The sequence below is a fragment of the Aurantimicrobium sp. INA4 genome (assembly GCF_027924525.1).
Classification (GTDB): Bacteria; Actinomycetota; Actinomycetes; order Actinomycetales; family Microbacteriaceae; genus Aurantimicrobium.
The window spans coordinates 1,312,505-1,334,430 of record NZ_AP027040.1; the positions used below are offsets into that span (position 1 = coordinate 1,312,505).

Sequence of the window (21,926 nt, forward strand, 5' to 3'; positions counted from 1 at the left end):
AATGCAATGAGGCATTGGAGGCCACAATTGTCTAGTAATTCAGGAACAGGAACACGCATCCGCCAATGGCTGATGACCGGTGTTTCCTACATGATCCCCTTCGTGGCGGCCGGCGGTATCCTTATCGCTCTGTCGTTCGCAATCGGTGGTTATGACATCGTTTACCAGGACCAGGGCGAGTTCCTGGCAGCGGGCTTCAACCCACTGTCGGCACACGACTGGGCCTACGTAATGTTCGCCGTTGGTGCAGCAACCTTCGGCTTCCTTGTACCCGTTCTGTCAGGTTTTATTGCGTACGCAATTGCTGACCGTCCAGGTCTTGCTCCCGGTTTCGTTGGTGGTGCCATCGCTGGTACCGTTGGCGCCGGATTCCTCGGTGGTCTGATCACCGGTTTCCTCGCAGGTTTCGTAGCACTCTGGCTCAGCCGCCTCAAGGTTGCTGGCTGGTTCCGCCCCATGATGCCTGTTGTTGTGATTCCTTTGATTGCAACCTTCGTCACCGGTGGTCTGATGCTCGTGATCCTCGGTGGTCCACTGAAGGCTCTCATGGACTCACTGAACGCATGGCTGACCGGTCTTTCCGGTGGAAGCGTTATCCTCCTGGGTATCGTTCTCGGTCTCATGATGGCATTCGACATGGGTGGTCCCGTCAACAAGGTGGCATACACCTTCGCTGCAGCTGGTCTTACTGAGGCTGGCGCAACCGCTGCTGACAACGACGTTCGCTTCGTTGTTATGGCTATCGTTATGGCTGCAGGTATGACACCTCCTCTGGGTCTCGCACTCGCGACTGTTCTCCGCAAGAGCGCATTCTCGAACGCTGAGCGTCAGAACGGTAAGGCTGCTTGGGTTCTTGGTGCATCCTTCATCACTGAAGGTGCTATCCCCTTCGCTGCTGCTGACCCCATCCGTGTGATTCCTTCGATCATGATCGGTTCTGCAACTGCAGGTGCTCTCGTTGGAGCATTTGGCTGCACCCTCCGTGCACCTCACGGTGGTCTGTGGGTATTCGGCCTCGTTGGTAACTGGCCTCTGTACCTGGTAGCTATCGCTATCGGTACCGTCGTTACCGCTCTCCTCGTTCTCGTCGCAAAGAACATCAAGCCTGGTGTATCTGACGAGGAGCTGGAGGAAGCAGTTGCCTAAAGCTCAGAGAACAGTCACCGTTGGTTCGCGTGTTGGACTGCACGCTCGCCCTGCCAGCACCTTTGTGCAGGCAGTGGCAGCAACAGGTCACAACGTAACGATTACCAAAACAAACGGTGACGACGCAGACGGTGCAAGCATCCTCTCGGTGCTCGCTCTCGCTGTCGGACACGGTGAAGAAATCGTGCTCGATGTTGAAGGTGACAACGCTGAGGTGATTGCAGACGAGCTGGCTAGCCTGCTCACGTCTGACCTCGATGCTGACTAATCGTTAGCAGGGCTCTTTGGCCCGTGGGTTCCGATAGGGAATCCACGGGCCTTTCCCTTTAAGCTGACAGATATGAAAAAGGCATTGGTGTGGGCGCAAGAACGTCGCCCGTATCGGGTCTACAAGATTTACAGTGCCGCAGGTGGAAACCTGCTGGCCGCAGGTATGTCATTCCAAGCATTGTTTGCCACCTTTGCAGCTGTGTGGCTTGGCTTCAGCCTCAGTGGCATCTATCTTCGCGAGCGCCCAGAACTCAAAAACGCCATTATTGATTTCATTAATACCCAAATTCCTGATCTCATCCAAAAGGGTGGTGTGATTGATCCAGGGATTTTGGACACAACCACCAACTTGGGGTGGACTGGTGGAATCGCGGTTGTTGTTGTTCTGTACACAGCAATTAATTGGCTGAACTACATCCGCACTGCTGTGCGTACAATCTTCACTCTGCCACCTTCTCGGTTGAATTTTGTGCTTCTCAAGCTCTATGACCTGGTTCTGGCGTTGGGATACGGTCTCTTCGTCATCCTCACCTCAGCACTCACGGTTGTGGCAACAAATCTGGCAAATGTGATCTTCCCTGCTTTAGGAATTATTGATAGCACTGGGTGGGGCAAGATTGGTTTTGAGATTGCTGGGTTGGTTATCGTCTTCATTTTTGATGCCATCATGCTTGCCTTGGTGATGAATGTTCTCAGCGGTGTTCCCATTCCACTTCGGAATCTCAGAGATGGTGTGCTTTTGGGAGCACTCGCGTTGACATTGTTGAAAATTGCGGGGTCCTACATTCTGACCCGCACAGAAAGTAATCCCCTCTTAGCCAGCTTCACCGTGTTTATCGGTTTGCTGATCTACTTCAACTTCGCATCACGGATCTATTTGTTTGCTACCAGCTGGGTTGCATTGAGCATGCAGGATGACCAGGTCGAAGTTCGCGACTTGGGCTGGATTGTTCCCCACCGTCACCCCAATGAGTAGCCCTAGACTTGAAAGCATGTCCGTTCGCATCGCCACCGTCAATGTCAATGGCGTTCGTGCCGCTTTCCGTAAAGGAATGGACCAGTGGCTTTCACAGCGCAACGTGGACATTCTTGCCCTGCAGGAAGTCCGCGCATCGACCGAAGACTTGGAAGAGCTTCTAGGACCTGAGTGGAACATTCTGCACGATGCTGCCACGGCTAAAGGCCGTGCAGGAGTTGCCTTGGCTAGTCGCAGCAGTGCGGAAATTCACCGCGTCAGCCTCGGTGCTGATGATTTTGATACGGCAGGTCGTTGGCTTGAAGCGGACTACAAAATTGGCGACAAGATTCTTACCGTGGTGAGCACCTATGTTCACTCGGGCGAAGTCGACACCCCCAAGCAGGTGGAGAAATTCAAGTTCCTAGAAGCAATGCAAGAACGGCTTCCTGAGCTCGAAGCACACACTCCCTACGCACTGGTCGTGGGAGATCTCAACGTCGGCCACACCGAGCTTGATATCAAGAACTGGAAAGGCAATGTCAAGCGCGCAGGGTTCCTGCCCGAAGAGCGTGCCTACTTCTATCGATTTATGGGCCCCAAAGGCGAGCCCGTCACCGGACCTGACGGTTCCACCGGGACTGGCCTAGGTTGGGTTGATGTGGGACGCCAGGCAGCCGGGGATGTTCCTGGCCCCTTCACCTGGTGGTCGTGGCGTGGTCAAGCATTCGATAACGATGCTGGCTGGCGTATTGATTACCATCTGGCAACCCCAGCTTTGGCTGCTCTTGCCTCGAACTACAGTGTTGACCGCGCAGACTCCTACGACACTCGCTGGTCAGATCACACCCCCGTTGTTGTCGACTACAACCTCTAGGACATCATGAGTATCAAACCCGTCATTCTCTCTGGCATGCAGCCCTCGAGCGATTCATTGCACCTGGGAAACTACATTGGTGCGTTGGGTAACTGGGTCACCATGCAGGATGAATTTGATGCTTTCTACTGCGTTGTTGACCTCCACGCCATCACGGTTCCTCAAGACCCAAAAGAACTTCGCGAGCGCACCCGCTCCACCGCCGCGCAATACATTGCTGCCGGGATAGACACCGACAAATCAACTTTGTTTATTCAGTCCCATGTTCAGGCACACACTCAAATCGCTTGGGTGCTCAACACCATCACCGGTTTTGGCGAAGCAAGCCGCATGACCCAGTTCAAGGACAAGTCCGCCAAACAGGGAGCTGATGCAGCTTCGGTTGGTCTTTTCACATACCCCATCCTGATGGCAGCCGACATCCTCGCCTACCAAGCAAATGTCGTTCCCGTGGGTGAAGACCAGCGACAACATTTGGAACTCACCCGCGACCTCGCTACCCGTTTCAATGCACGTTTTGGTGAGACCTTCACGATTCCTGAGGGTTACATTCTCAAAGAAACCGCGAAAATCTTTGACCTGCAAAACCCCACAGCCAAGATGTCCAAGTCAGCTGATACAGAAGCAGGACTTCTCAAGATCATGGATGACCCCGCTGTCACAGCAAAAAAGGTCATGCGTGCTGTCACCGATGCTGATGGTGAAATCCGCTTCGACCGGGAGAACAAGCCTGGTGTTGCAAACCTGCTCACCATTTTCTCTGTACTTTCCGGCCGCAGTATTGATGACCTCGTCAATGGGTATGCAGGCGGTGGTTACGGAGCTCTCAAGAAAGACCTTGCAGAGCAGGTGACGGCAAGCTTTACTCCCATCCGGGAGCGCACCAACGAACTCTTGGCTGATCCAGCAGAGCTGGATCGACTGCTGGGCCAGGGTGCTGACCGTGCCTCTGAGGTGGCAGATAAGACCTTAGCGAAGGTCTATGACGCTATCGGTTTGCTCCCCCGTCACCAGGGCTAACCCCGCACGCTCTCAGCGAATTCACACCCCAGTCTTAGGTGGGAATAACTCCGGGCAGTAGACTGTTATCTAGAGCAACGCGCTTCGGGGTCAGTGAAAATCTGAGCCGGCGGTGAAAGTCCGCGACCCTCATGCAAAAGCCACCCGGCTGGAGGATGAGGTTGATTCGGTGAAATTCCGAAACCGACGGTTAAAGTCCGGATGGGAGAACGCGCGCGGCAGGTGTAGTTAGTGACGCCTGCCGAGTTCGGTTGTCATTTCGGCACCCGTCTACCCGAAGCATGCCTCCACAACAGAGAGCACCGGTAGATGAACGAGTTAGACACCACGCAGGCCGAACAGGCCGCTATGCGTCGTGCCATCGTGCTTGCCGGGAACGGCCCGCATTTTGGCGTCAACCCACAGGTGGGTTGCGTCGTTTTGAATGCTGAAGGAACGACTATCGCTGAAGGCTGGCACCGTGGTGCCGGCACAGCTCATGCTGAAGTAGATGCGTTGAGTCAACTCACACCTGAACAGGCGCAAGGCTCAACCTTTGTGGTCACCTTAGAGCCCTGTAACCACACCGGCCGCACAGGTCCGTGTGCACAAGCCCTCATTGAGGCTAGGGTTGGACGCGTTGTCTACGCCGCTACTGACCCCGGTCATGCCTCCTCTGGCGGGGCACAACGTCTGCGCGATGCCGGTATCGAGGTTGTTGGCGGCCTGCTCGAAGATGAGGTGGAAGAGCTCCTTGAAGAGTGGATGCTTGCCGCACGCCTTCACCGTCCTCACGTCACAGTGAAGTGGGCCTCGAGTTTTGATGGCCGTGCTGCGGCAACAGACGGAACAAGCCAGTGGATTTCTGGTCCTCAATCGCGTGAGCGTGTTCATCTGCAGCGTTCAGCAGCAGATGCCATCGTCGTGGGAACAGGAACGGTTTTGGCAGATAACCCTTCCCTGACTGCGCGCACCACCTCTGGGGATCTTCACGATCACCAGCCCATCCCCGTCATCATTGGAAAACGCCAGATTCCTGGTGATGCCCAGGTTCATAAGCACCCCCTCGAGCCTCTCGTAATCGGTCACAATGACCTGCATGCGGCTCTGAGCGAGATGTTTGATCAGGGAATTAGAACTGTGTATCTCGAGGGCGGTCCTACCTTAGCCAGTGCGTTCATCGCCCAAGGTTTAGCTGACCGTCTCTACATCTTCCAAGCTCCCGTTCTGTTAGGCGGAGACAAACTTGCCCTGGGCGACCTTGGTGTTTCCACCCTGTCTGAACGTATTGATCTCGAGGTCAGCTCAGTCGAAAACCTGGGTGACGACATTTTGATCACCGCTAAACCAATCAGGAAAGGGGCCTAATCCATGTTCACTGGCCTAATTGAAGAACGCGGAACAATCACCGCAATTGAAACTTTGCCTGATGCCGTGAGGCTGACAGTCTCCGGACAGAAAGCACTCTCCGGAGCACAGCAAGGTGATTCCATTGCCGTCAGCGGAGTGTGTCTGACAGTGATCGAACACGATGCCACCTCATTCACCGCAGATGTGATGCAGCAAACCTTAGACATGTCCACTCTCAGTGATGCGCGGGTCGGGTTGGCAGTCAATCTTGAACGCGCAGCAGAGCTGGGTAGCCGCCTAGGCGGCCACATCGTGCAAGGTCACGTTGATGGGACCGCCGAGGTTCTGTCGATTACGCCCAGTGAAGACTGGACAGTCATTCGCTTTGGCCTAGGTAGAGAACTAGCTCCTCTTCTTGTTGATAAGGGCTCCATCACTGTTGATGGTGTTTCGCTCACCGTGAGTAACATCAGTGACCCTTCAGAATCTGCCCAGTGGTTTGAGGTTTCTCTCATTCCAGAAACACTCGCGGTGACCACGCTTGGCCATCGTGCCGTGGGCGACAAGGTCAACCTCGAAACAGACATTATTGCCCGACAGGTCGCACGCATGCTGGCCTTCCTTCCCCAACAGAATGCAGGTGCCTAACATGGCTCTCACCCCTATCCCCGAAGTTCTTGAAGCGCTCAAGGCTGGACGCATCGTGCTCGTTGCCGATGACGAAGGTCGCGAGAACGAGGGCGACGCCATCATGGCGGCAGAGTTCGCGACCAAAGAAACCATGGCCTGGATCGTGAAGCACTCCTCTGGTCTGGTGTGTGCTCCGATGCCTCGTGATGTGGCTGACCGCCTCAACCTGCCCATCATGGTTGAGCGCAGCCAAGACACACGTGCCACGGCCTACACAATCTCCGTAGACGCTGCTTCTGATGTGACCACCGGCATCAGCGCCAGTGACCGTGCTCGCACCGTCAAGGTTTTAGCTGACCCCACAGCAGGCCCCATGGACCTGATTCGTCCCGGACACATCTTGCCGTTGCGTGCTGTCGACGGTGGTGTTCTTGAGCGCGCAGGTCACACAGAGGCAACGGTTGACCTTCTCCGCTTGGCTGGGTTGAACCCTGTCGGCGTCATCGCTGAGATTGTTGCTGAAGACGGTGACATGATGCGCATGCCTGGCCTGGAAGAGCTAGCTGAACGCGAGAACTTACCGTTGACTACAGTTGCTGCGCTGGTTGATTACCTCGAAGCACACCCTCTGCCAGCTCGCATTGAAGGTGAACTCGATCAGCACCGAGTTGCTTTCGAGGTCGAGACCACTGTTCCCACTGATCTCGGAATGTTCCGTATGCGCGGTTACCGTGACCACGCAACAGGCACGGATCACGTGGCAATCATCGCCGGAAACCCCGACGGAGAAGACGTCCTCGTGCGCGTGCACTCCGAATGTCTCACCGGTGAAGCTTTGCACTCACTCAAGTGTGAGTGTGGCCCCCAGCTTGATGAGGCTTTGCGCATGATTGAGGCTGACCCTAATGGCGGGGTTGTTCTCTACCTACGCGGCCAAGAGGGTCGTGGCATTGGCTTGGTCAACAAATTTAAGGCCTACAAGCTGCAAGAGCAAGGCTTCGACACCCTCGACGCCAACCTTGCGCTGGGCTTCCCTGCCGATGCTCGTGATTACACCGCAGCAGCCCGCATGCTCGATGACATGGGTATTCGCTCGGTGCGTCTGCTCAGCAACAACCCTGAGAAGAAGCGCCAGCTTGAGCAATATGGCATCAAAATCAATGATCTTGTTCCCCTCGTCGTGGGCCTGGGTGAATACAACACCGGTTACCTCAACGTGAAGCGTGACCGCATGGGACACCAGTTACCTGGCATCCTCCCCGCAATTGAACCCGCAGTAACGGCCAAGGAGGTCACCGCATGAGTGGAGCAGGCTCTCCCACAATCACAGTTGATGCAACAGGGCTGAACATCGTTATTGTTGCCGGGCAATGGCACGACGTCATCACCGACGCGATGATTGCATCCGCACAGCGCACCATTGATGCAAGCGGTGCAACTCATTCACTCGTTCGCGTTGCAGGAAGTTTCGAACTTCCGGTGGTGTGCAAAGCTGTCCTGGAAGCAGGCGCAGACGCCGTTGTTGCTCTCGGCGTCATCATCCGTGGTGGCACACCACACTTTGAGTTTGTCTCAGATGCAGCCACCTCTGGATTGACCCGCGTTGCGCTCGACACAGGTAAGCCTGTTGGCTTCGGAGTGCTCACCCTAGATGACGAACAGCAGGGTCTCGACCGTGCTGGACTGCCCGATTCCAAAGAAGATAAGGGTGAAGAAGCAGCACTCGCTGCCTTAGAAACAGCTGTTACCCTTCGAAAGATTCGTAACAAGTAGCTAGGCTGAGGATATGGAACTTATAGTCACAATCCTCGTCATCCTTCACTTCATTGGTCTGTCTTATCTTTTGGGTGCATTCCTGCTCCAGATCAAGGACATTGCAAAGGGTAAGGGTCGCGTTGTTCGCGGCATGCTCGATGGTGCTTACACTCAGTTAGTTACCGGTGTCGCACTGACTGGTATCTACTCTGCCGGCCTTATTGAAGGCGAAGAGGTCAACAACACCAAGATTGCCGTGAAGCTCTCTGTGCTCATCGTGATCATTGTCTTGGCCCTGGTATTCCGCAAGCGCGAGGTTGCACCTTCGTGGGCACTGTGGTCCATCGGTGGACTGACCCTGCTCAACGTTATTCTCGCTGTCGCCTGGTAACTAGGACCTGATGAGCTCACCCCGCATGGGTCGTCGTTCATCGGCCCCTGAAAATTCTTCAACCGCACCCAAAGCCAGCTTTGGGCAGTTGATGCCTTACCTGCTAGAACACAAGAAGGTTCTCTCTTTCGTCATTGTGCTCAGCGTGTTGGGTGCTGCCGCGTCATTGGCTCAACCGCTGTTGGTGGGACAGGTCATCAACCGTGTAAGTGCTGGTGAACTTATGGGCAACCTCGTGTGGTTGCTTATCGGACTCGTAGTGGCATCTGCGCTGATTAATGGCTACCAGCACTACCTGCTCCAGCGCACCGGTGAGGGTGTAGTTCTTTCCTCCAGGCGTCGACTCGTGGCGCGAATTCTGCGTTTGCCCATTAGCGAATTTGATACCAGGCGGACCGGTGACCTCGTCTCCCGCGTGGGCAGTGACACGACCTTGCTTCGTGCGGTTTTGACCCAAGGACTTGTTGAAGCCATTGGTGGTTCGCTGACGTTCATTGGTGCCATTATCGCGATGGCAATCATTGACCCAGTCCTGCTCGGACTCACTGTCTTGGTGGTCTTTAGCGCCATCATCATCGTCACCGTTCTCTCTCGCCGCATTCGCGTGGCAAGCAGAAAAGCGCAAGCCAAAGTGGGCGAGCTCGCTGCATCGGTCGAGCGTGCCATTTCTGCCGTGCGCACTGTGCGTGCCGCTAATGCGACAGATAGAGAAATCAAGGTCGTTGATGACGAGGCCGAGGGCGCCTGGCGCATGGGAATCAAGGTTGCCAAGATTTCTGCTTTGGTCGTCCCTGTTGCCGGCATCGCCATGCAGGTAGCTTTCCTCACCGTATTAGGTGTGGGCGGTTTCCGCGTTGCCTCTGGTGCCATCACGGTAGCTAATTTGGTCACCTTCATCTTGTTCTTGTTCATGATGATCATGCCCTTAGGTCAAGCGTTTGGTGCGATCACCTCGGTGAACTCAGCACTCGGTGCTCTCGGGCGTATTCAAGAAATCATTGCCCTGCCCAGCGAAGGCGAGTTCGACCGTGATCTCGCCCCCTTAGCCAAACTGGATAACGGCGCCCGCGGCGCAGTGAAGAGTTCCCCAGTAGCGGTGGAGTTCGTCGACGTTCGGTTCTCATATCCAGTTCTTGTTCTTCCGGTTGAGGAAGATGAGAGCACGACCGATCCCACCGCCAAAATGTCTCGTGCGGAGAAAGCGCGGATCAAAGCTGGCGGTGCCGCAGGTGAAGCTCTCGCCGAGGAAGCGAAGCCCATTACCGAGGCTCCCGAGATTCTCAAGGGAGTATCTTTCAGCGTTGCGCACGGAACTCGTGCCGCACTCGTAGGGCCTTCCGGTGCCGGCAAATCAACCATTCTGGGTCTGATCGAAAGATTCTATGATCCCAGCTCGGGCGAGATTCGTGTCGGTGGTATCGACATCAAGGCACTCGGGCGTGAAGATTTGCGTGCGCAGATTGGTTATGTCGAGCAGGACGCACCGGTGCTTGCTGGCTCCTTACGAGATAACCTCCTGCTGGGTTCACCCAACTCAACAGATGAGGAATGCATTGCCGTATTGGCGGATGTTAACCTCACCTCTGTCCTTGAGCGCAGCCCGCTTGGCTTGGATGCTCCCGTCGGTGAAGAGGGTGTCATGCTCTCCGGTGGTGAACGTCAACGGTTGGCTATCGCTCGTGCGTTGTTAGCTGCGCCACCCATTTTGTTGCTGGATGAATCCACCTCAAGTTTGGATGGGGCGAACGAGCAACTCATGCGTGAGGCAATTGACCGTGTTGCACAAGATCGCACGCTCATCATCATCGCGCACCGCCTCTCCACCGTCGTTGATAGTGATCAGATTATTGTTCTGGAAAACGGTGCTGTTGTGGGAACGGGAACACATTCTGAACTTGTGAAGACAACCCCTCTGTACAAAAACTTGGCCAAACACCAGCTGTTGGTCTAGGCCTGCAAACACAGAATCCCCCTCCTATTGGAGGGGGATTCTTTATGTGTTGGGAAGATTAGGCGAAAGGGTTGGGTGTCATGGTGTACTTCACAGAGAGGTACTCATTGATACCCTCAAAACCACCTTCACGGCCCAAACCGGACATCTTGACACCACCAAATGGTGCTGAAGCGTTGGAGATCACTCCAGCGTTGAGACCCATCATGCCGGTCTGTAGTTTCTCAATCAGACGCTGACCTCGTTGGAAATCTTCGGTGTAGACGTAACCGATAAGACCGTATTCTGTGTCGTTAGCAATCTTGATGCCTTCTTCCTCGGTGGAGAAAGTAGTAATCGAGAGAACAGGTCCAAAAATTTCTTCTGTCATGATGTCTGCGCCAGGCTTGACACCGGTGAGAACGGTGGGCTCATAGAAGGTTCCTGCACCGTCGATGGCTTTACCACCGGTGAGCACGGTTGCACCCTTAGCGACAGCGTCTTGAACGAGTTCGTTTGCTTTCGCCACAGCCTTTTCATCGATAAGGGGACCAATGCTGACGCCCTCTTCAGTGCCGCGGCCAATCTTCATTGCCTTCACGCGCTCGGTAACCTTCTTGGCAAATTCTTCGGCAACTGCCTCGTGAACAATAACGCGGTTGGCTGCGGTGCAGGCCTGACCGATGTTGCGGAACTTTGCAATCATGACGCCATCGACGGCCTTATCAAGATCTGCATCTTCAAAGACCAGGAATGGTGCATTTCCGCCCAGTTCCATGGAGGTGCGCAGCATGTTTTCAGTTGCAAGCTTCATCAATGATTGGCCCACACCGGTGGAACCGGTGAAGGAAAGCTTACGCAGACGCTTATCGGTCACAATGGGATCAGATACAGCTGCGGTGGTGGAGGTGGTGAAGACGTTCACCACACCTGCGGGAACACCGACTTCTTCCAAGATTTTCACGAAATACAACGTGGTCAGTGGCGTCAGAGTTGCTGGCTTCACGACGACCGTGCAACCTGCCGCTAACGCTGGAGCAATCTTGCGGGTAGCCATTGCCAGTGGAAAGTTCCAGGGCGTAATGAGGTAGCTCGGGCCAACGGGCATGTGGGTCACAATGGTGCGACCGGTGCCTTCAGGGTTAGTTCCATAGCGACCGGTAATGCGGACGGCCTCTTCACTGAACCAGCGAAGGAACTCAGAGCCATAGTTGACTTCACCGATGGCCTCAGCAAGGGGCTTACCCATCTCGAGGGTCATGAGAAGTGCAAACTCGTTCTTGAGCTCCTGAACGCGATCAAAAGCTTTGCGGAGAATGTCACTGCGAACACGTGGAGGAGTTGCTGCCCATGCATCCTGTGCTGCAACGGCAGCATCTAGAGCTTTCATTCCGTCTGCCGGAGATGCATCGGCAATGTTTTTCAGTACAGCACCTGTTGCAGGGTCGTGCACGGCAACCGTCTTGCCTCCTTCTGCATCAACCCACTGACCGTTGATGTACAACTGAGTTGGTACCTGTGCAAGCAGTTCTGATTCGGAAATCGTTGACATTCTTCACCTTTTCTACGAATTCCTTATTCTATTCCCAAATTGGGTACGAAATAAAGAGGTCGTTAGGACTCAAACGATAATACAAGAATCGACCGGATTTTGTCCCCCGCAAACCACAAAAAGACGCAGTGCACGAGAAGATCTGACTTTAGGTGGGGCCGCCTGCGGGAATTGAACCCGCGACCTATTCTTTACGAGGGAATCGCTCTACCAACTGAGCTAAGGCGGCGTGAACCGCCACAGGCGGAACAAGTACCTAGCTTAGTAGCTTGTTTATTTGCTCTGCGAGTTGCGTCGACCGCGCAGCGCAATAATCACAATGACAAGAGCTAGCAAGCCAGCTACTGCCGCGGAGATGCCAAGGAAGAGTTGCATTTGAGGCACGGCAGGATCGTGAACCGAAGTAGTGCGCAACATGTCTTCAGTGACCACAGGCTCCTCAATGGGCATAGGGGTTTCAACCGGTGCTGGTTCAACAGCAGAACCCTCAACCGTGAAGTCAATCTGGCCCGTGGCGGGGTGGCCATCGATAGAAACAATGCGATAGACCGCGGTATAGCTTCCGTTGGGCAGTGCACCTTGAACGATCGGAACTGTCATCGTTGCACCCGATGCGTCAAAGGTTGGAGCTCCGAGTTCAAAGCCTGTTCCGTCTGATGCAGTCAACACAACCTCAGGTGGAAAACTTTGCTCCACAGGCTCGACAAAGGTGAACTGTAGTTCGCTGACATCCGACACAACGGCCCCGTTTGCGGGGACAGAGAGAAATTCATCGCTGTGTGCATTGGCCACGCTTGAGAAACCGAGAACAGCAGCAACACTCAATAGCATGGCTGCTAACACTGCGCGAAAACGACGAATCATGACAGTAATCCTTCTCCAATAAATCCACCAGGCTGACAGCCAGGAGGTAATGCAAACACTGCTGAGCCTATGGGGGTAGTCCAGGTGTTTAGTAAGTCTAAATCAGCAAGCCGTTGTTGTACCGGCACAAATTGGTGACTGACGTTTGCCATATACGCCGCAAAGAGTAACCCCACATTTGGGGAGCCATCGGAGTTGATTCCTTCGTCATAGTTCAATGGTCGGCGAAGGAACTTCTGAGTTACATCATCGGTTCGAGCACGGCGCATATGTGCGAAAGAAGGAATGACCGGCAAACCATTGTCTGATTTTGCGGCAAGGTTTGGGGGGTCGAATTCATTGACTCCTGTGAGCGGGGCCCCATTTGACAGCTTTCGCCCCACTGAGAGTTCCTTACTTCCGTCATCCAGCTTGTCCCAGGTATCCAAGTTCATTGCAATACGCCGCAATACCATCGAGGTTCCACCGTCAAACCATCGAGGTGACCCCTGCGCCCAAACTTGTGCGTCAAACTCTTCAGGAGTTCGGGGTTTGACGGTGCCATCAACTTGGCCGAAGAGATTTCGCCCTGTTTGACCCTCTGGTTTTGCCCCGGGTGTGGAGGTAAAACCACTTTGTGACCAGAGGATCGTGGCAAAACTACGCGCAGTTCTCGTGAGCTGACGCACAGCGTGTAAGAGCGAGAGAGGATCATCTGACCCCACCTGAATCACCAGGTCTCCGCCTGAGAATTCGGGCTTCAGCTTGTCAATGGAGAAAGTTGGAAGTTCAACAAAGCCAGCAGGAATCTTGGAGTCCAAGCCCAGCTTGGTAAAGAAGCTCGGGCCAAAACCAAAAGTTGCTGTGAGGCGAGCTGGATTGAGTGCGAGATAGGGATCGTTTTCTGGCAATGCCGGTACGCCCTGCGTTAGGCGCGCGGCGTCATCGGTGAGCAAACGCATCATCCGAATAGCGCCTTCACGATCCGTCGAAGGCTTTAGTTTCCAACCCAGAAATGTTCCATACGCCTGTGAGGGTGTCTCAATTCCAGCTTGGTGTTTTCCGTAAAACGGAACTTTTTGTTGGCCTAAATCCCCGGATGCGGCTTTCTGCGCAGCCTCAGCTTGAGCTACGGCATACCCCGTTCCCACCCCAATTGCAGCAACTCCGGTGGCAAGCCCAGCAGAAACGAGGAAACCTCGCCGCGATACGGCAGGGCGAGGTTCCTGTGTTTCTGATTGAGAAAACTCTGACATGTAATTTGCCTATCAGGACTATCTGAGAGTTAGTGACTCATTTCCATCGAACCCTCGGCGTCAGCCTCTGGGTCGTAGGTTTCATTTGCGTTTGCTATTTCACGAGCTATTGCCTCGATAGGAAGAGAAGTTCCGTTGGAAAATTCCAATGTCAAAGTGATGGTGCTTCCAGCAGGAATTGGCTTGAGAAGATCCCAGTACATCACGTGATATCCACCTGGCTTGAGGGTAACGGAGCCCTTTGCCGGAATAACAATTCCACCATTGGCCTCTTGCATCACCATGTCACCGGCATCGTTCTTGACTACTTCATGAATTTCAAGTGGAGACTGGGTTAGACCATCGGTGGTGTTTGTGGCACCTACGAGCGTGATGTCTTCATCGGATGAGTTCTCTAAGGTCATAAACACACCTGTCATTGCCATACCGTCCATGAGTTCAGGTACTGCTTTGACCCATGCATCAGTCGCCATTGGGGCGACAGGTTGAGGCGTTGCTGGGGCGCAGCCCACCAAAGCCAAAGCCGCAACGACAATGCTGGTCAGAGAAAGACCACGCCTGATGGGGAAAGTTGTTGTGCTCACTCGAGTTCCTTTGTGATGGGTGTATTCTACGTAACGTAGAATATTCATATTATTCTACAAAACGTAGAACTAGCAATGTGGGAGAGACAATGACCCCTTCTCGCAATCGAGGAGAGCTCGAAGCAGCAATCATGGACATCCTTTGGGCATCTGAAACTGCTCTCACCGCAAAAGAAGTTCAGGCGACATTTACCGAGAATGTTCCTGCAATCACAACTTTGATTACCGTGCTCGACAGAATGTGTGCCAAAGGTCAGGTCACCAAATCAGCATCAGGTGGGCGCAGTTTCGTTTTCTCTGCAACAACCAACAAAGTGGATCACGTCACTGATCTAATGAACAATGCTCTCCTCAGTGCTGATGACCATGTGGCGGCATTACTACATTTCGCGGGCACACTCTCTGAAGATGATCGAGCGTTCCTGCGTAAAGCAATCGATAATTCATAACTGAAGATGTCACTTCAGGCAATCGTGATTCTCTTTGGCGTATACGCCATTGTCACGCTCGTTGCTCCGAGAGTTCTCGTTGCACCCCAGCTAATGAACAAGCATCCCCGGTTTGTACTGTTTACCTGGCTCGCTTCGCTGGGAATTGCAGGTATTTCCCTCATCCTCGCTCTCAGCGGGTTAGTTAGTCGCGCCCTCGAACAACACGTCGAAGATCCTGACTATGCCCGAATCATTTTCCCCATCCTGGATCAGGTCTTTGGATGGATTGCGTTAGCTGCTCTCGGTATCTTGGCCTTCCGGCTCATTGCTGCGGTGGGTGATTTACGTACTTCTCGAGCAGAACTGTTGTCACAGTGGCAGATGATTTCCACAAGTTCACAACATCACACAATCGACGGTCATAGCGTTCACGTCTTTGATTTACCAGAAAATATTTTGATGGCTATCCCTTCAGCGCACACTATCGTTGCGAGCACGGGATTAATTCAGGCCCTATCTTCGAGTGAATTAGGAGCTGCGCTCGTTCACGAACAAACACACATCAACGAACATCATGGGGCCATCCGTGAAGCAGGGGTCTTAGCGGTCGCAGTGGCACCCGGTTTCTCAGCAAGTGCCCGAATGGCACAGGCAACTCGAATCGCAACGGAGCTTATTGCCGACGATGAAGCAGTGAAGCTGTACGGTCCTGAAGTCGTTGTACACGCGCTCGAAGCGGCGTTTGGTACATCCCCACTCATTGAAGAACGAGTGGCCCGGCTGCGTAATTAGCAGCGTAAATCTTTTGCAGGAACTGTTCCCCTGAGCAGGAAAGTATCCACGGCATCCTTCACACATGAGTTGGACTTGTTATAGGCCGTGTGCCCCTCGCCCACATAAGTGATGAGATGACCATGGTCGAGCTGTGCTGCAAGCTCCTGTGCCCAGCGATAGGGAGTTGCTGGATCACCAGTTGTCCCGATAACAAGGATGTCCCCGGAGCCTGAAGCAGAAATTTCTCCGGGGCTCAGCACCGCAGGAGCTGGCCATGAAGCACACGACTGCTCGCCCCACGCCAAATAGGGGCCAATCACTGGAGCAGCTGATTTCAACTTTTCAGCGTTCAGTGCCCACTGTGTTTGATCGGTTTCTGTGGGGTAATCAAGACAGTTGATCGCGATGAATGCCTCCGTGGAATTATCTCCATAAACACCCACCTCAGAGCGGTTGTAGTACCAGTCCGCAGCCGCAAATGCAGGGTCTGCATCTCCTTCGAAGACCGCGGTGAAAATATCGGAGAGATACCCCCAGGCTTCTTTGTCATACAGCGGAGCAATGATGGCAGTGACCATGGCATCAGCACCTAAGAGCCGACCATCAGAAGCTGCTAATGGGTCTTTATCCAGCTGTGAGAGCAGTTCAGAGATACTCTGCATTGCCTGATCGACGCTGCCACGGAAAGGGCAGGATGATTGCGATAAACAATCGGCAAGATACGCCCGTAAAGCCTTCTCAAAACCTTGAGCCTGTGTCACAGTGACATCAAAACTGGAAGATGCCGGGTTGAGTGCACCGTCGAGAACCATGCGCCCCGCATTAGCTGGAAAAGTTTCTGCATAGATCGCGCCAAGAAGGGTTCCGTAGGAATATCCCAGATAGTTCAGCTGACGATCACCAACGAGATACCTCAGCATGTCGAGATCACGTGCAGCACTGGTGGTGTCCACATGCTCTAACAATGCCCCAGATTTTTCCGCACAATCCTGAGCAAAAGCTTGTGTTGCTGCCGACCGCTCTGCAAACCATTCAGGAGATTCACGTGGAGCATCGATGAAGCCGTAAAGATATTCATCCATTTCAGCATCAGAATCAACACACGTCACGGGGGTTGATTGACCGACACCTCGAGGATCAAAACCAATGACGTCGTAATTCTTTTGAACGTCTTTACTCACCGCATAGTCCAACGAATTTGCAATGAAATCAACGCCGGAAGCGCCCGGTCCCCCAGGGTTCACAAACAGAGAACCGAGGCGGTCAGAGCTGGAGGCAACATGCCGCACCATGGCCAGTTCAAGCGTTTGTCCTTGAGGGTTACTCCAGTCAATAGGCGCCTTGGCGACCGCACACTCCATCGCTTCGTAGCAGTCCTGCCAAGTGATGTCCTGGTTGTAGAACGGGGCTAACTCTGTCGGAATACTCTCTGGAGGTAACGAAGGTTCAGGAACCACCGGCGCTGAGCACGCGCTCAACGTCAATGCCAGCGTGGCAACAAGTGCTGTTAGTCGCAGTAAGGCTCTCATGCCGATACTTCAGATCGTGAAGCACGAATCAGTAACGCCTCCATAGCAAGAGCGGGTGCAACGTTTGAGTCAATGCGTTCTCGTGCTTGGGCAATTGCTTCCATAGTTGCCAGGGTGTCCTCGGAGGGCCGTGCTGCGGCCGCTGCGCGGAGTTCAGTTTCAAACTCAACATTGATGAGATCTTCGTTGACACCTAGTTGAATCCGCAACACATCCCGGTAGACCGAGAGCAGGTCAACCAGGATCCGATCCAATCCATCACGCAAGCTTCGTGTAGCGCGGCGCTTTTGCTGCTCTTCTAAACCTTTGACTTGACTGCGCAGATTCGCGGGAACAGCATCGCCTTCGGTAATACCCATCGATTTACGCAAGTGTTCGAGTTCTTGAGCATCACGTTCTTCCGTGATTGCTTTAGCGTCATCTGTCGCGATCTCAATCATGCGCGCTGCAGCTAACACTGCTTCACGAACGGTCATCACGTTCAACGCCAGACGGACTGTTTCTTCGCGTCGTGCAGCAGCTTCAGGATTGGTGGCAAGGCGGTGAGCCATCCCAATGTGAGATTGTGCATGTCGTGCAGCTCGCTCTGCAGTGTGTGCATCAACACCATCACGTGAAGCAATAAGTGCAGCCACGTCTTCGACGCTGGGCACTCGTAGACGAACAGAGCGAACCCGAGAACGAATCGTGGGAATCAGGTCAGCTTCACTGGGTGCACACAAAATCCACACTGTGCGCTCAGGAGGCTCTTCTAAGGCCTTGAGCAGGACGTTTGAGGTGCGCTCTGCCATTCGATCAGCATCCTCGATCACGATGACGCGATAGCGAGAGACCGCTGGGGAATACTGTGAGCTTTGCACCAGTGCTCGAACCTCATCAATGGAGATGATCACACGTTCGGTCGAGAGGGACGAAAGATCTGGGTGGGTGCGGGCCGCGACTTGGGTGCAATCAGAACAGTTTCCGCATCCGCCCTCACGGCATAGCAAGGACGCGGCAAACGCATAGGCAAGATTAGAGCGCCCAGAACCAGGAGGGCCCGTCACGAGCCACGAGTGTGTCATCGCAGAATCGTGTGACGGTGAATTGGCAAGTTCAGCAAGGGATGCAGCACGGAAAACATCAATGGCCTCTTGCTGGCCAACGAGGTCATCCCACACTGTCATAGTTCAAGGCTACCGGCAGTAGCTGACAGCACCTGTGCGCTAGCTGAGCTCCTGGCTGACGCGAGAACGAATAGCTTGCGCTAATTCATCAATAGGCTGCGTCGCATCGAGAACGAGGAACCGCTTGGGTTCAGCGTTTGCTAAAGCAAGGAAGCCCGCTCGAACTCGGGAGTGAAACTCTGCTTTCTCATTTTCCAAACGATCAAAAGGCTTATCTGCAGCATCAAGGCGGGTTCGTGCAACATTCTCGTCCAGATCCAAAAGCACAGTGACGTCAGGGAGCAAACTCTCTGTTGCCCACAAGGAGAGGTCCCGAATCTCTTTGGCATCCAAGACTCGTCCAGCGCCTTGATAAGCAACTGAGGAATCAAAGTAGCGATCCTGGATCACAACGTCACCGCGCTCAAGTGCTGGCCGCACCACTGTTGCAATATGTTGGGCACGATCAGCTGCATAGAGCAAGGCTTCAGATCGAGGATCAATATGTCCACGGTGATGCAGCACGAGGTTGCGAATCTCCACACCAACGTCGGAGCCGCCTGGCTCACGGGTGCGAACAACAGTGCGACCTTGCTCGGTCAACCACTGAGCTAACAGGCCAGCTTGAGTGGACTTGCCCGAACCGTCTCCACCTTCGAAAGTGATGAACAAGCCGGCCATGAAGCTACTCGCTGGCCTTAGAGGATATTCCTGATTTGCCCAAAGTAGTCGCGGCCTTCTTGGCTCCAGCCTTCTTCACCACGATGGTGTCGCCGACCTTCTTTGTTGCCTTTTTCTTGGCGGCAGGCTTCTTTGCAGCAGCCTTCTTGCGCACAACGGGCCCCTTGGCGCGCTTGATAGCCAGAAGTTCGACTGCTCGGTCGAAGTCAATTTCTTCGGGAACCTCACCACGAGGAATGGTGGCGTTGGTGGTGCCATCAGTGACATAGGGGCCGAAACGCCCGTCCTTGATTTTGATGGGTTTGCCACTTTCAGGGTCTGCATCAAATTCTTTAATGGCACTTGCTGCCTTGCGTGCACCGTACTTTGGCTGAGCAAACAGTTCGAGTGCTCCAGCTAAATCGATGGCAAAGATTTGGTCTTCGTTTTCGAGAGAACGGGTATCGGTACCCTTCTTGAGGTACGCACCGTAACGACCGTTTTGTGAGGTGATGACCTCACCAGATTCAGGATCAACTCCAACCTCACGAGGAAGGTTCAGCAACTTCAGTGCAGTCTCGAGATCAACCGTTGCAGGGTCCATGCTCTTGAACAGGGACGCTGTGCGAGGCTTGACTACCTCGGCCTTAGCAACGCGCTTCTTTTTCTTAACCTCAACAACCTCACCGGTGGAAGGATCAATTTCTGCCTCATCGAGGGCGACCTCTGGTTCAGGTTCAAGCTCGGTGACATAGGGGCCGAATCGACCGTCCTTGGAAACAACAGTTTTCCCATTTTCGGGGTTGATTCCCAGTACTCGGTCAGTAACGATGGGGGCATCAATGAGCTCTTGCACCTTTTCAGGAGTGAGTTCATCGGGTGCCAAGTCCAGTGGAATGTTCACGATGCGAGGCTTTTCATCCTCTGCGGCATCAGGGTTGGTTACTTCGATATAGGGACCATATTTACCCACACGGATTGCGGCACCAGTGTCCCCCACAGGGAACGTGTTGAGTTCGCGAGGATCAATATCTCCGATGTTGTCGAGAATTTCACGAAGACCGTGGTGACCAGGCTCACCAAAGTAGAACTTCTTCAACCACTGTGATCCGGTGCCTTCGCCGCCGGCGATCTTGTCGAGGTCCTCTTCCATTTCTGCTGTGAAGGCATAGTCCACAAGATCCGTGTAGTGCTCTTGCATCAATCGAACGATAGAGAAGGCGACCCAGGCAGGAACAAATGCGGAGCCCTTAGGAGTGACATAACCACGGTCAACGATCAGGCCCAAGATAGATGCATAGGTCGAGGGTCGCCCAATACCCAGCTCTTCCAGCTTCTTGACCAGGGTTGCTTCGGTGTAGCGAGGTGGCGGGGTGGTGTCGTGGCCTTTGGCTTCAACCTCCGCGAGGATGAGCTTCTGCCCTTCGGTCATGACAGGAAGCTTGGCTTCTGCTTGAGCATCTTGAGCATTGCGTTCTTCGTCTGTGCTTTCCTCATACGCGTTGAGGAATCCGCGGAAGGTGATGACGGTTCCGCTGGCAGTGAATTCAACACTCTCGCCGGAGGCGGGTGTTGCTTTCACGGTGACTGTTGCAGTCTGCCCCTTGGCATCGGCCATTTGGGATGCAACGGTGCGCTTCCAGATCAGGTCGTAGAGCTTCCACTCGTTACCGCGCAACACGTTTTCAAGCTCTGCCGGGGTTTTGAAGGTTTCTCCAGCAGGACGAATAGCTTCGTGAGCTTCTTGAGCGTTCTTGCTTTTTCCTGAGTACTGACGAGGAGCATCCGCTACCTGATCAGCACCATAGAGGGTGGTTGCCTGGGTGCGAGCAGCTGCAATAGCCTGCCCAGAGAGTGAAGGAGAATCGGTACGCATGTACGTGATGTACCCGTTCTCGTAAAGCCCTTGAGCAATGCTCATGGTTTGCTTTGATGAGAACTTAAGTTTGCGTGAGGCTTCCTGCTGCAGCGTCGAAGTGGTGAACGGTGCTGAGGGACGACGGGTGTAGGGCTTAGTTTCCAAGCCTGCGACAACGATTTCTGTGGTGGACTCTCTCAACGCGGCAGCAAGTGCCACGGCTGCTTCTTCACTCAATAGTGAGGCTTTAGTGGTGAGTTCACCGTTGTCGTTAAAGTCTTTACCCGAGGCAATGGTGTTGCCACCGATGCGCACAAGTTTGGCTTCAAACTGCGTGCTGGTCTCGGTCGAGGTTCCCAGTGTTGCCAGAAGGTCCCAGTAATTGGCTGAAGTGAACGCCATGCGTTCACGTTCACGGTCAACAACCAAACGCAGCGCAACCGTTTGTACACGACCAGCTGAAGTTCCGGGTCCTACTCGGCGGCGCATCACATCGGACATTTCCCAGCCGTAGAGACGGTCCAGGATTCGACGCGTTTCTTGAGCATCTACGAGCGCTGTGTCGAGCTCACGGGTGTTTTCTTGAGCTGCCTGAATGGCTTCCTTGGTGATTTCGTGGAACACCATGCGGTGCACAGGAACTTTGGGCTTAAGTACTTCAAGAAGATGCCACGAGATGGCTTCACCCTCACGGTCTTCATCTGTTGCCAGATATAACTCATCAGCGCTCTTGAGCGCCTTCTTCAGCTCAGCAACTGTCTTCTTACTGTTTTCACTGACTACGTAATAGGGCTGGAAGCCATCTTCTACGTTGACAGCAAACTTGCCGAAGGGGCCTTTTTTCATGTCTGCAGGAAGCTCGCTGGGCTTGGGTAGGTCACGGATGTGGCCGACGGATGCGAGCACTTCGTAGTCGTCGCCCAGGTACTTGCCAATGGTCTTGGCTTTAGCTGGTGACTCTACGATGACGAGCTTTTTGGTGCTGGACAAA

General features: G+C 53.9%; 21 protein-coding genes, 1 tRNA gene and 1 riboswitch. Of the genes, 13 read left to right on the top strand and 9 right to left on the bottom strand.

Features of this window, described 5'->3' with window-relative positions; translation table 11 throughout:
* The first annotated feature begins 27 nt into the window (after positions 1 to 27).
* From AINA4_RS06435 to AINA4_RS06485, 11 genes are all read left to right on the top strand, one after another.
* Positions 28 to 1,146, top strand: a complete 1,119-nt coding sequence (locus tag AINA4_RS06435; RefSeq protein ID WP_348773301.1) for a PTS fructose transporter subunit IIC — start codon at positions 28 to 30, stop codon at positions 1,144 to 1,146.
* Positions 1,139 to 1,414: an HPr family phosphocarrier protein gene (locus AINA4_RS06440; protein WP_281786626.1), complete on the top strand. Its 276-nt coding sequence runs from the start codon at positions 1,139 to 1,141 to the stop codon at positions 1,412 to 1,414. Before AINA4_RS06435 ends, AINA4_RS06440 begins: the two co-directional genes overlap by 8 nt.
* Positions 1,415 to 1,486: 72 nt before the next feature.
* Positions 1,487 to 2,392 (top strand): YihY/virulence factor BrkB family protein, encoded by a 906-nt coding sequence (locus AINA4_RS06445; protein WP_281786627.1) that lies wholly within the window; start codon positions 1,487 to 1,489, stop codon positions 2,390 to 2,392.
* A gap of 16 nt (positions 2,393 to 2,408) precedes the next feature.
* Positions 2,409 to 3,248 carry an exodeoxyribonuclease III gene (locus AINA4_RS06450; RefSeq protein WP_281786628.1) on the top strand — a complete coding sequence of 280 codons (840 nt, stop codon included), beginning with the start codon at positions 2,409 to 2,411 and terminating at the stop codon, positions 3,246 to 3,248.
* 6 nt (positions 3,249 to 3,254) lie between these two features.
* The gene (gene trpS, locus AINA4_RS06455; RefSeq protein WP_281786629.1) at positions 3,255 to 4,268 is read left to right on the top strand and encodes a tryptophan--tRNA ligase; all 1,014 of its coding nucleotides are present in this window, start codon (positions 3,255 to 3,257) and stop codon (positions 4,266 to 4,268) included.
* A 75-nt stretch (positions 4,269 to 4,343) separates the two neighbouring features.
* Positions 4,344 to 4,485: riboswitch (FMN riboswitch) on the top strand.
* Positions 4,486 to 4,577: 92 nt separating this feature from the next.
* The gene (gene ribD, locus AINA4_RS06460; RefSeq protein WP_281786630.1) at positions 4,578 to 5,615 is read left to right on the top strand and encodes a bifunctional diaminohydroxyphosphoribosylaminopyrimidine deaminase/5-amino-6-(5-phosphoribosylamino)uracil reductase RibD; all 1,038 of its coding nucleotides are present in this window, start codon (positions 4,578 to 4,580) and stop codon (positions 5,613 to 5,615) included.
* 3 nt (positions 5,616 to 5,618) lie between these two features.
* Complete coding sequence (locus AINA4_RS06465; protein ID WP_281786631.1) at positions 5,619 to 6,245, top strand: riboflavin synthase; 627 nt, start codon at positions 5,619 to 5,621, stop codon at positions 6,243 to 6,245.
* 1 nt (position 6,246) lies between these two features.
* Positions 6,247 to 7,530: a GTP cyclohydrolase II gene (gene ribA, locus AINA4_RS06470; RefSeq protein WP_281786632.1), complete on the top strand. Its 1,284-nt coding sequence runs from the start codon at positions 6,247 to 6,249 to the stop codon at positions 7,528 to 7,530.
* On the top strand, positions 7,527 to 8,000 hold the full coding sequence (gene ribH / locus AINA4_RS06475) for a 6,7-dimethyl-8-ribityllumazine synthase (protein ID WP_096380109.1): 474 nt from the start codon (positions 7,527 to 7,529) through the stop codon (positions 7,998 to 8,000). Before ribA ends, ribH begins: the two co-directional genes overlap by 4 nt.
* A gap of 13 nt (positions 8,001 to 8,013) precedes the next feature.
* Entirely contained in the window at positions 8,014 to 8,373 is a 360-nt protein-coding gene (locus AINA4_RS06480) for a hypothetical protein (protein WP_281786633.1), read from the top strand.
* Between the two features lie 10 nt (positions 8,374 to 8,383).
* On the top strand, positions 8,384 to 10,324 hold the full coding sequence (locus tag AINA4_RS06485; RefSeq protein ID WP_281786634.1) for an ABC transporter ATP-binding protein: 1,941 nt from the start codon (positions 8,384 to 8,386) through the stop codon (positions 10,322 to 10,324).
* 58 nt (positions 10,325 to 10,382) lie between these two features.
* Here the strand turns inward: AINA4_RS06485 and AINA4_RS06490 are convergent, their stop codons facing one another.
* From AINA4_RS06490 to AINA4_RS06510, 5 genes are all read right to left on the bottom strand, one after another.
* Positions 10,383 to 11,855, bottom strand: a complete 1,473-nt coding sequence (locus AINA4_RS06490) for an NAD-dependent succinate-semialdehyde dehydrogenase (RefSeq protein ID WP_096380103.1) — start codon at positions 11,853 to 11,855, stop codon at positions 10,383 to 10,385.
* A gap of 153 nt (positions 11,856 to 12,008) precedes the next feature.
* Positions 12,009 to 12,084, bottom strand: a tRNA-Thr gene (locus tag AINA4_RS06495).
* Positions 12,085 to 12,128: 44 nt separating this feature from the next.
* Positions 12,129 to 12,719, bottom strand: coding sequence for a copper resistance protein CopC (locus AINA4_RS06500; protein ID WP_281786635.1), 591 nt, complete (start codon positions 12,717 to 12,719; stop codon positions 12,129 to 12,131).
* Positions 12,716 to 13,954 carry a Dyp-type peroxidase gene (locus AINA4_RS06505; RefSeq protein WP_281786636.1) on the bottom strand — a complete coding sequence of 413 codons (1,239 nt, stop codon included), beginning with the start codon at positions 13,952 to 13,954 and terminating at the stop codon, positions 12,716 to 12,718. The genes AINA4_RS06500 and AINA4_RS06505 overlap by 4 nt, the downstream gene beginning before the upstream one ends.
* Before the next feature lie 29 nt (positions 13,955 to 13,983).
* Complete coding sequence (locus tag AINA4_RS06510; protein WP_281640470.1) at positions 13,984 to 14,538, bottom strand: copper chaperone PCu(A)C; 555 nt, start codon at positions 14,536 to 14,538, stop codon at positions 13,984 to 13,986.
* Between the two features lie 89 nt (positions 14,539 to 14,627).
* Here AINA4_RS06510 and AINA4_RS06515 point away from each other — a divergent pair, with 89 nt between their 5' ends.
* Positions 14,628 to 14,987 (top strand): BlaI/MecI/CopY family transcriptional regulator, encoded by a 360-nt coding sequence (locus tag AINA4_RS06515; RefSeq protein ID WP_281786637.1) that lies wholly within the window; start codon positions 14,628 to 14,630, stop codon positions 14,985 to 14,987.
* A gap of 6 nt (positions 14,988 to 14,993) precedes the next feature.
* Complete coding sequence (locus AINA4_RS06520) at positions 14,994 to 15,761, top strand: hypothetical protein (protein ID WP_281786638.1); 768 nt, start codon at positions 14,994 to 14,996, stop codon at positions 15,759 to 15,761.
* Here AINA4_RS06520 and AINA4_RS06525 read toward each other — a convergent pair.
* Genes AINA4_RS06525 through topA form a run of 4 tightly spaced genes read right to left on the bottom strand, consistent with a single transcriptional unit; the run spans position 15,758 to position 21,925 of the window.
* Positions 15,758 to 17,272 (bottom strand): alpha/beta hydrolase, encoded by a 1,515-nt coding sequence (locus tag AINA4_RS06525; protein ID WP_281786639.1) that lies wholly within the window; start codon positions 17,270 to 17,272, stop codon positions 15,758 to 15,760. The two genes, AINA4_RS06520 and AINA4_RS06525, sit on opposite strands and share 4 nt — an antisense overlap.
* On the bottom strand, positions 17,269 to 18,438 hold the full coding sequence (locus tag AINA4_RS06530) for a DNA polymerase III subunit delta' (RefSeq protein ID WP_281786640.1): 1,170 nt from the start codon (positions 18,436 to 18,438) through the stop codon (positions 17,269 to 17,271). Before AINA4_RS06530 ends, AINA4_RS06525 begins: the two co-directional genes overlap by 4 nt.
* Before the next feature lie 39 nt (positions 18,439 to 18,477).
* Positions 18,478 to 19,098, bottom strand: coding sequence for a dTMP kinase (tmk, locus tag AINA4_RS06535; RefSeq protein ID WP_281786641.1), 621 nt, complete (start codon positions 19,096 to 19,098; stop codon positions 18,478 to 18,480).
* A 4-nt stretch (positions 19,099 to 19,102) separates the two neighbouring features.
* Positions 19,103 to 21,925: a type I DNA topoisomerase gene (topA, locus tag AINA4_RS06540; protein ID WP_281786642.1), complete on the bottom strand. Its 2,823-nt coding sequence runs from the start codon at positions 21,923 to 21,925 to the stop codon at positions 19,103 to 19,105.
* Between the last annotated feature and the right edge of the window lies 1 nt (position 21,926).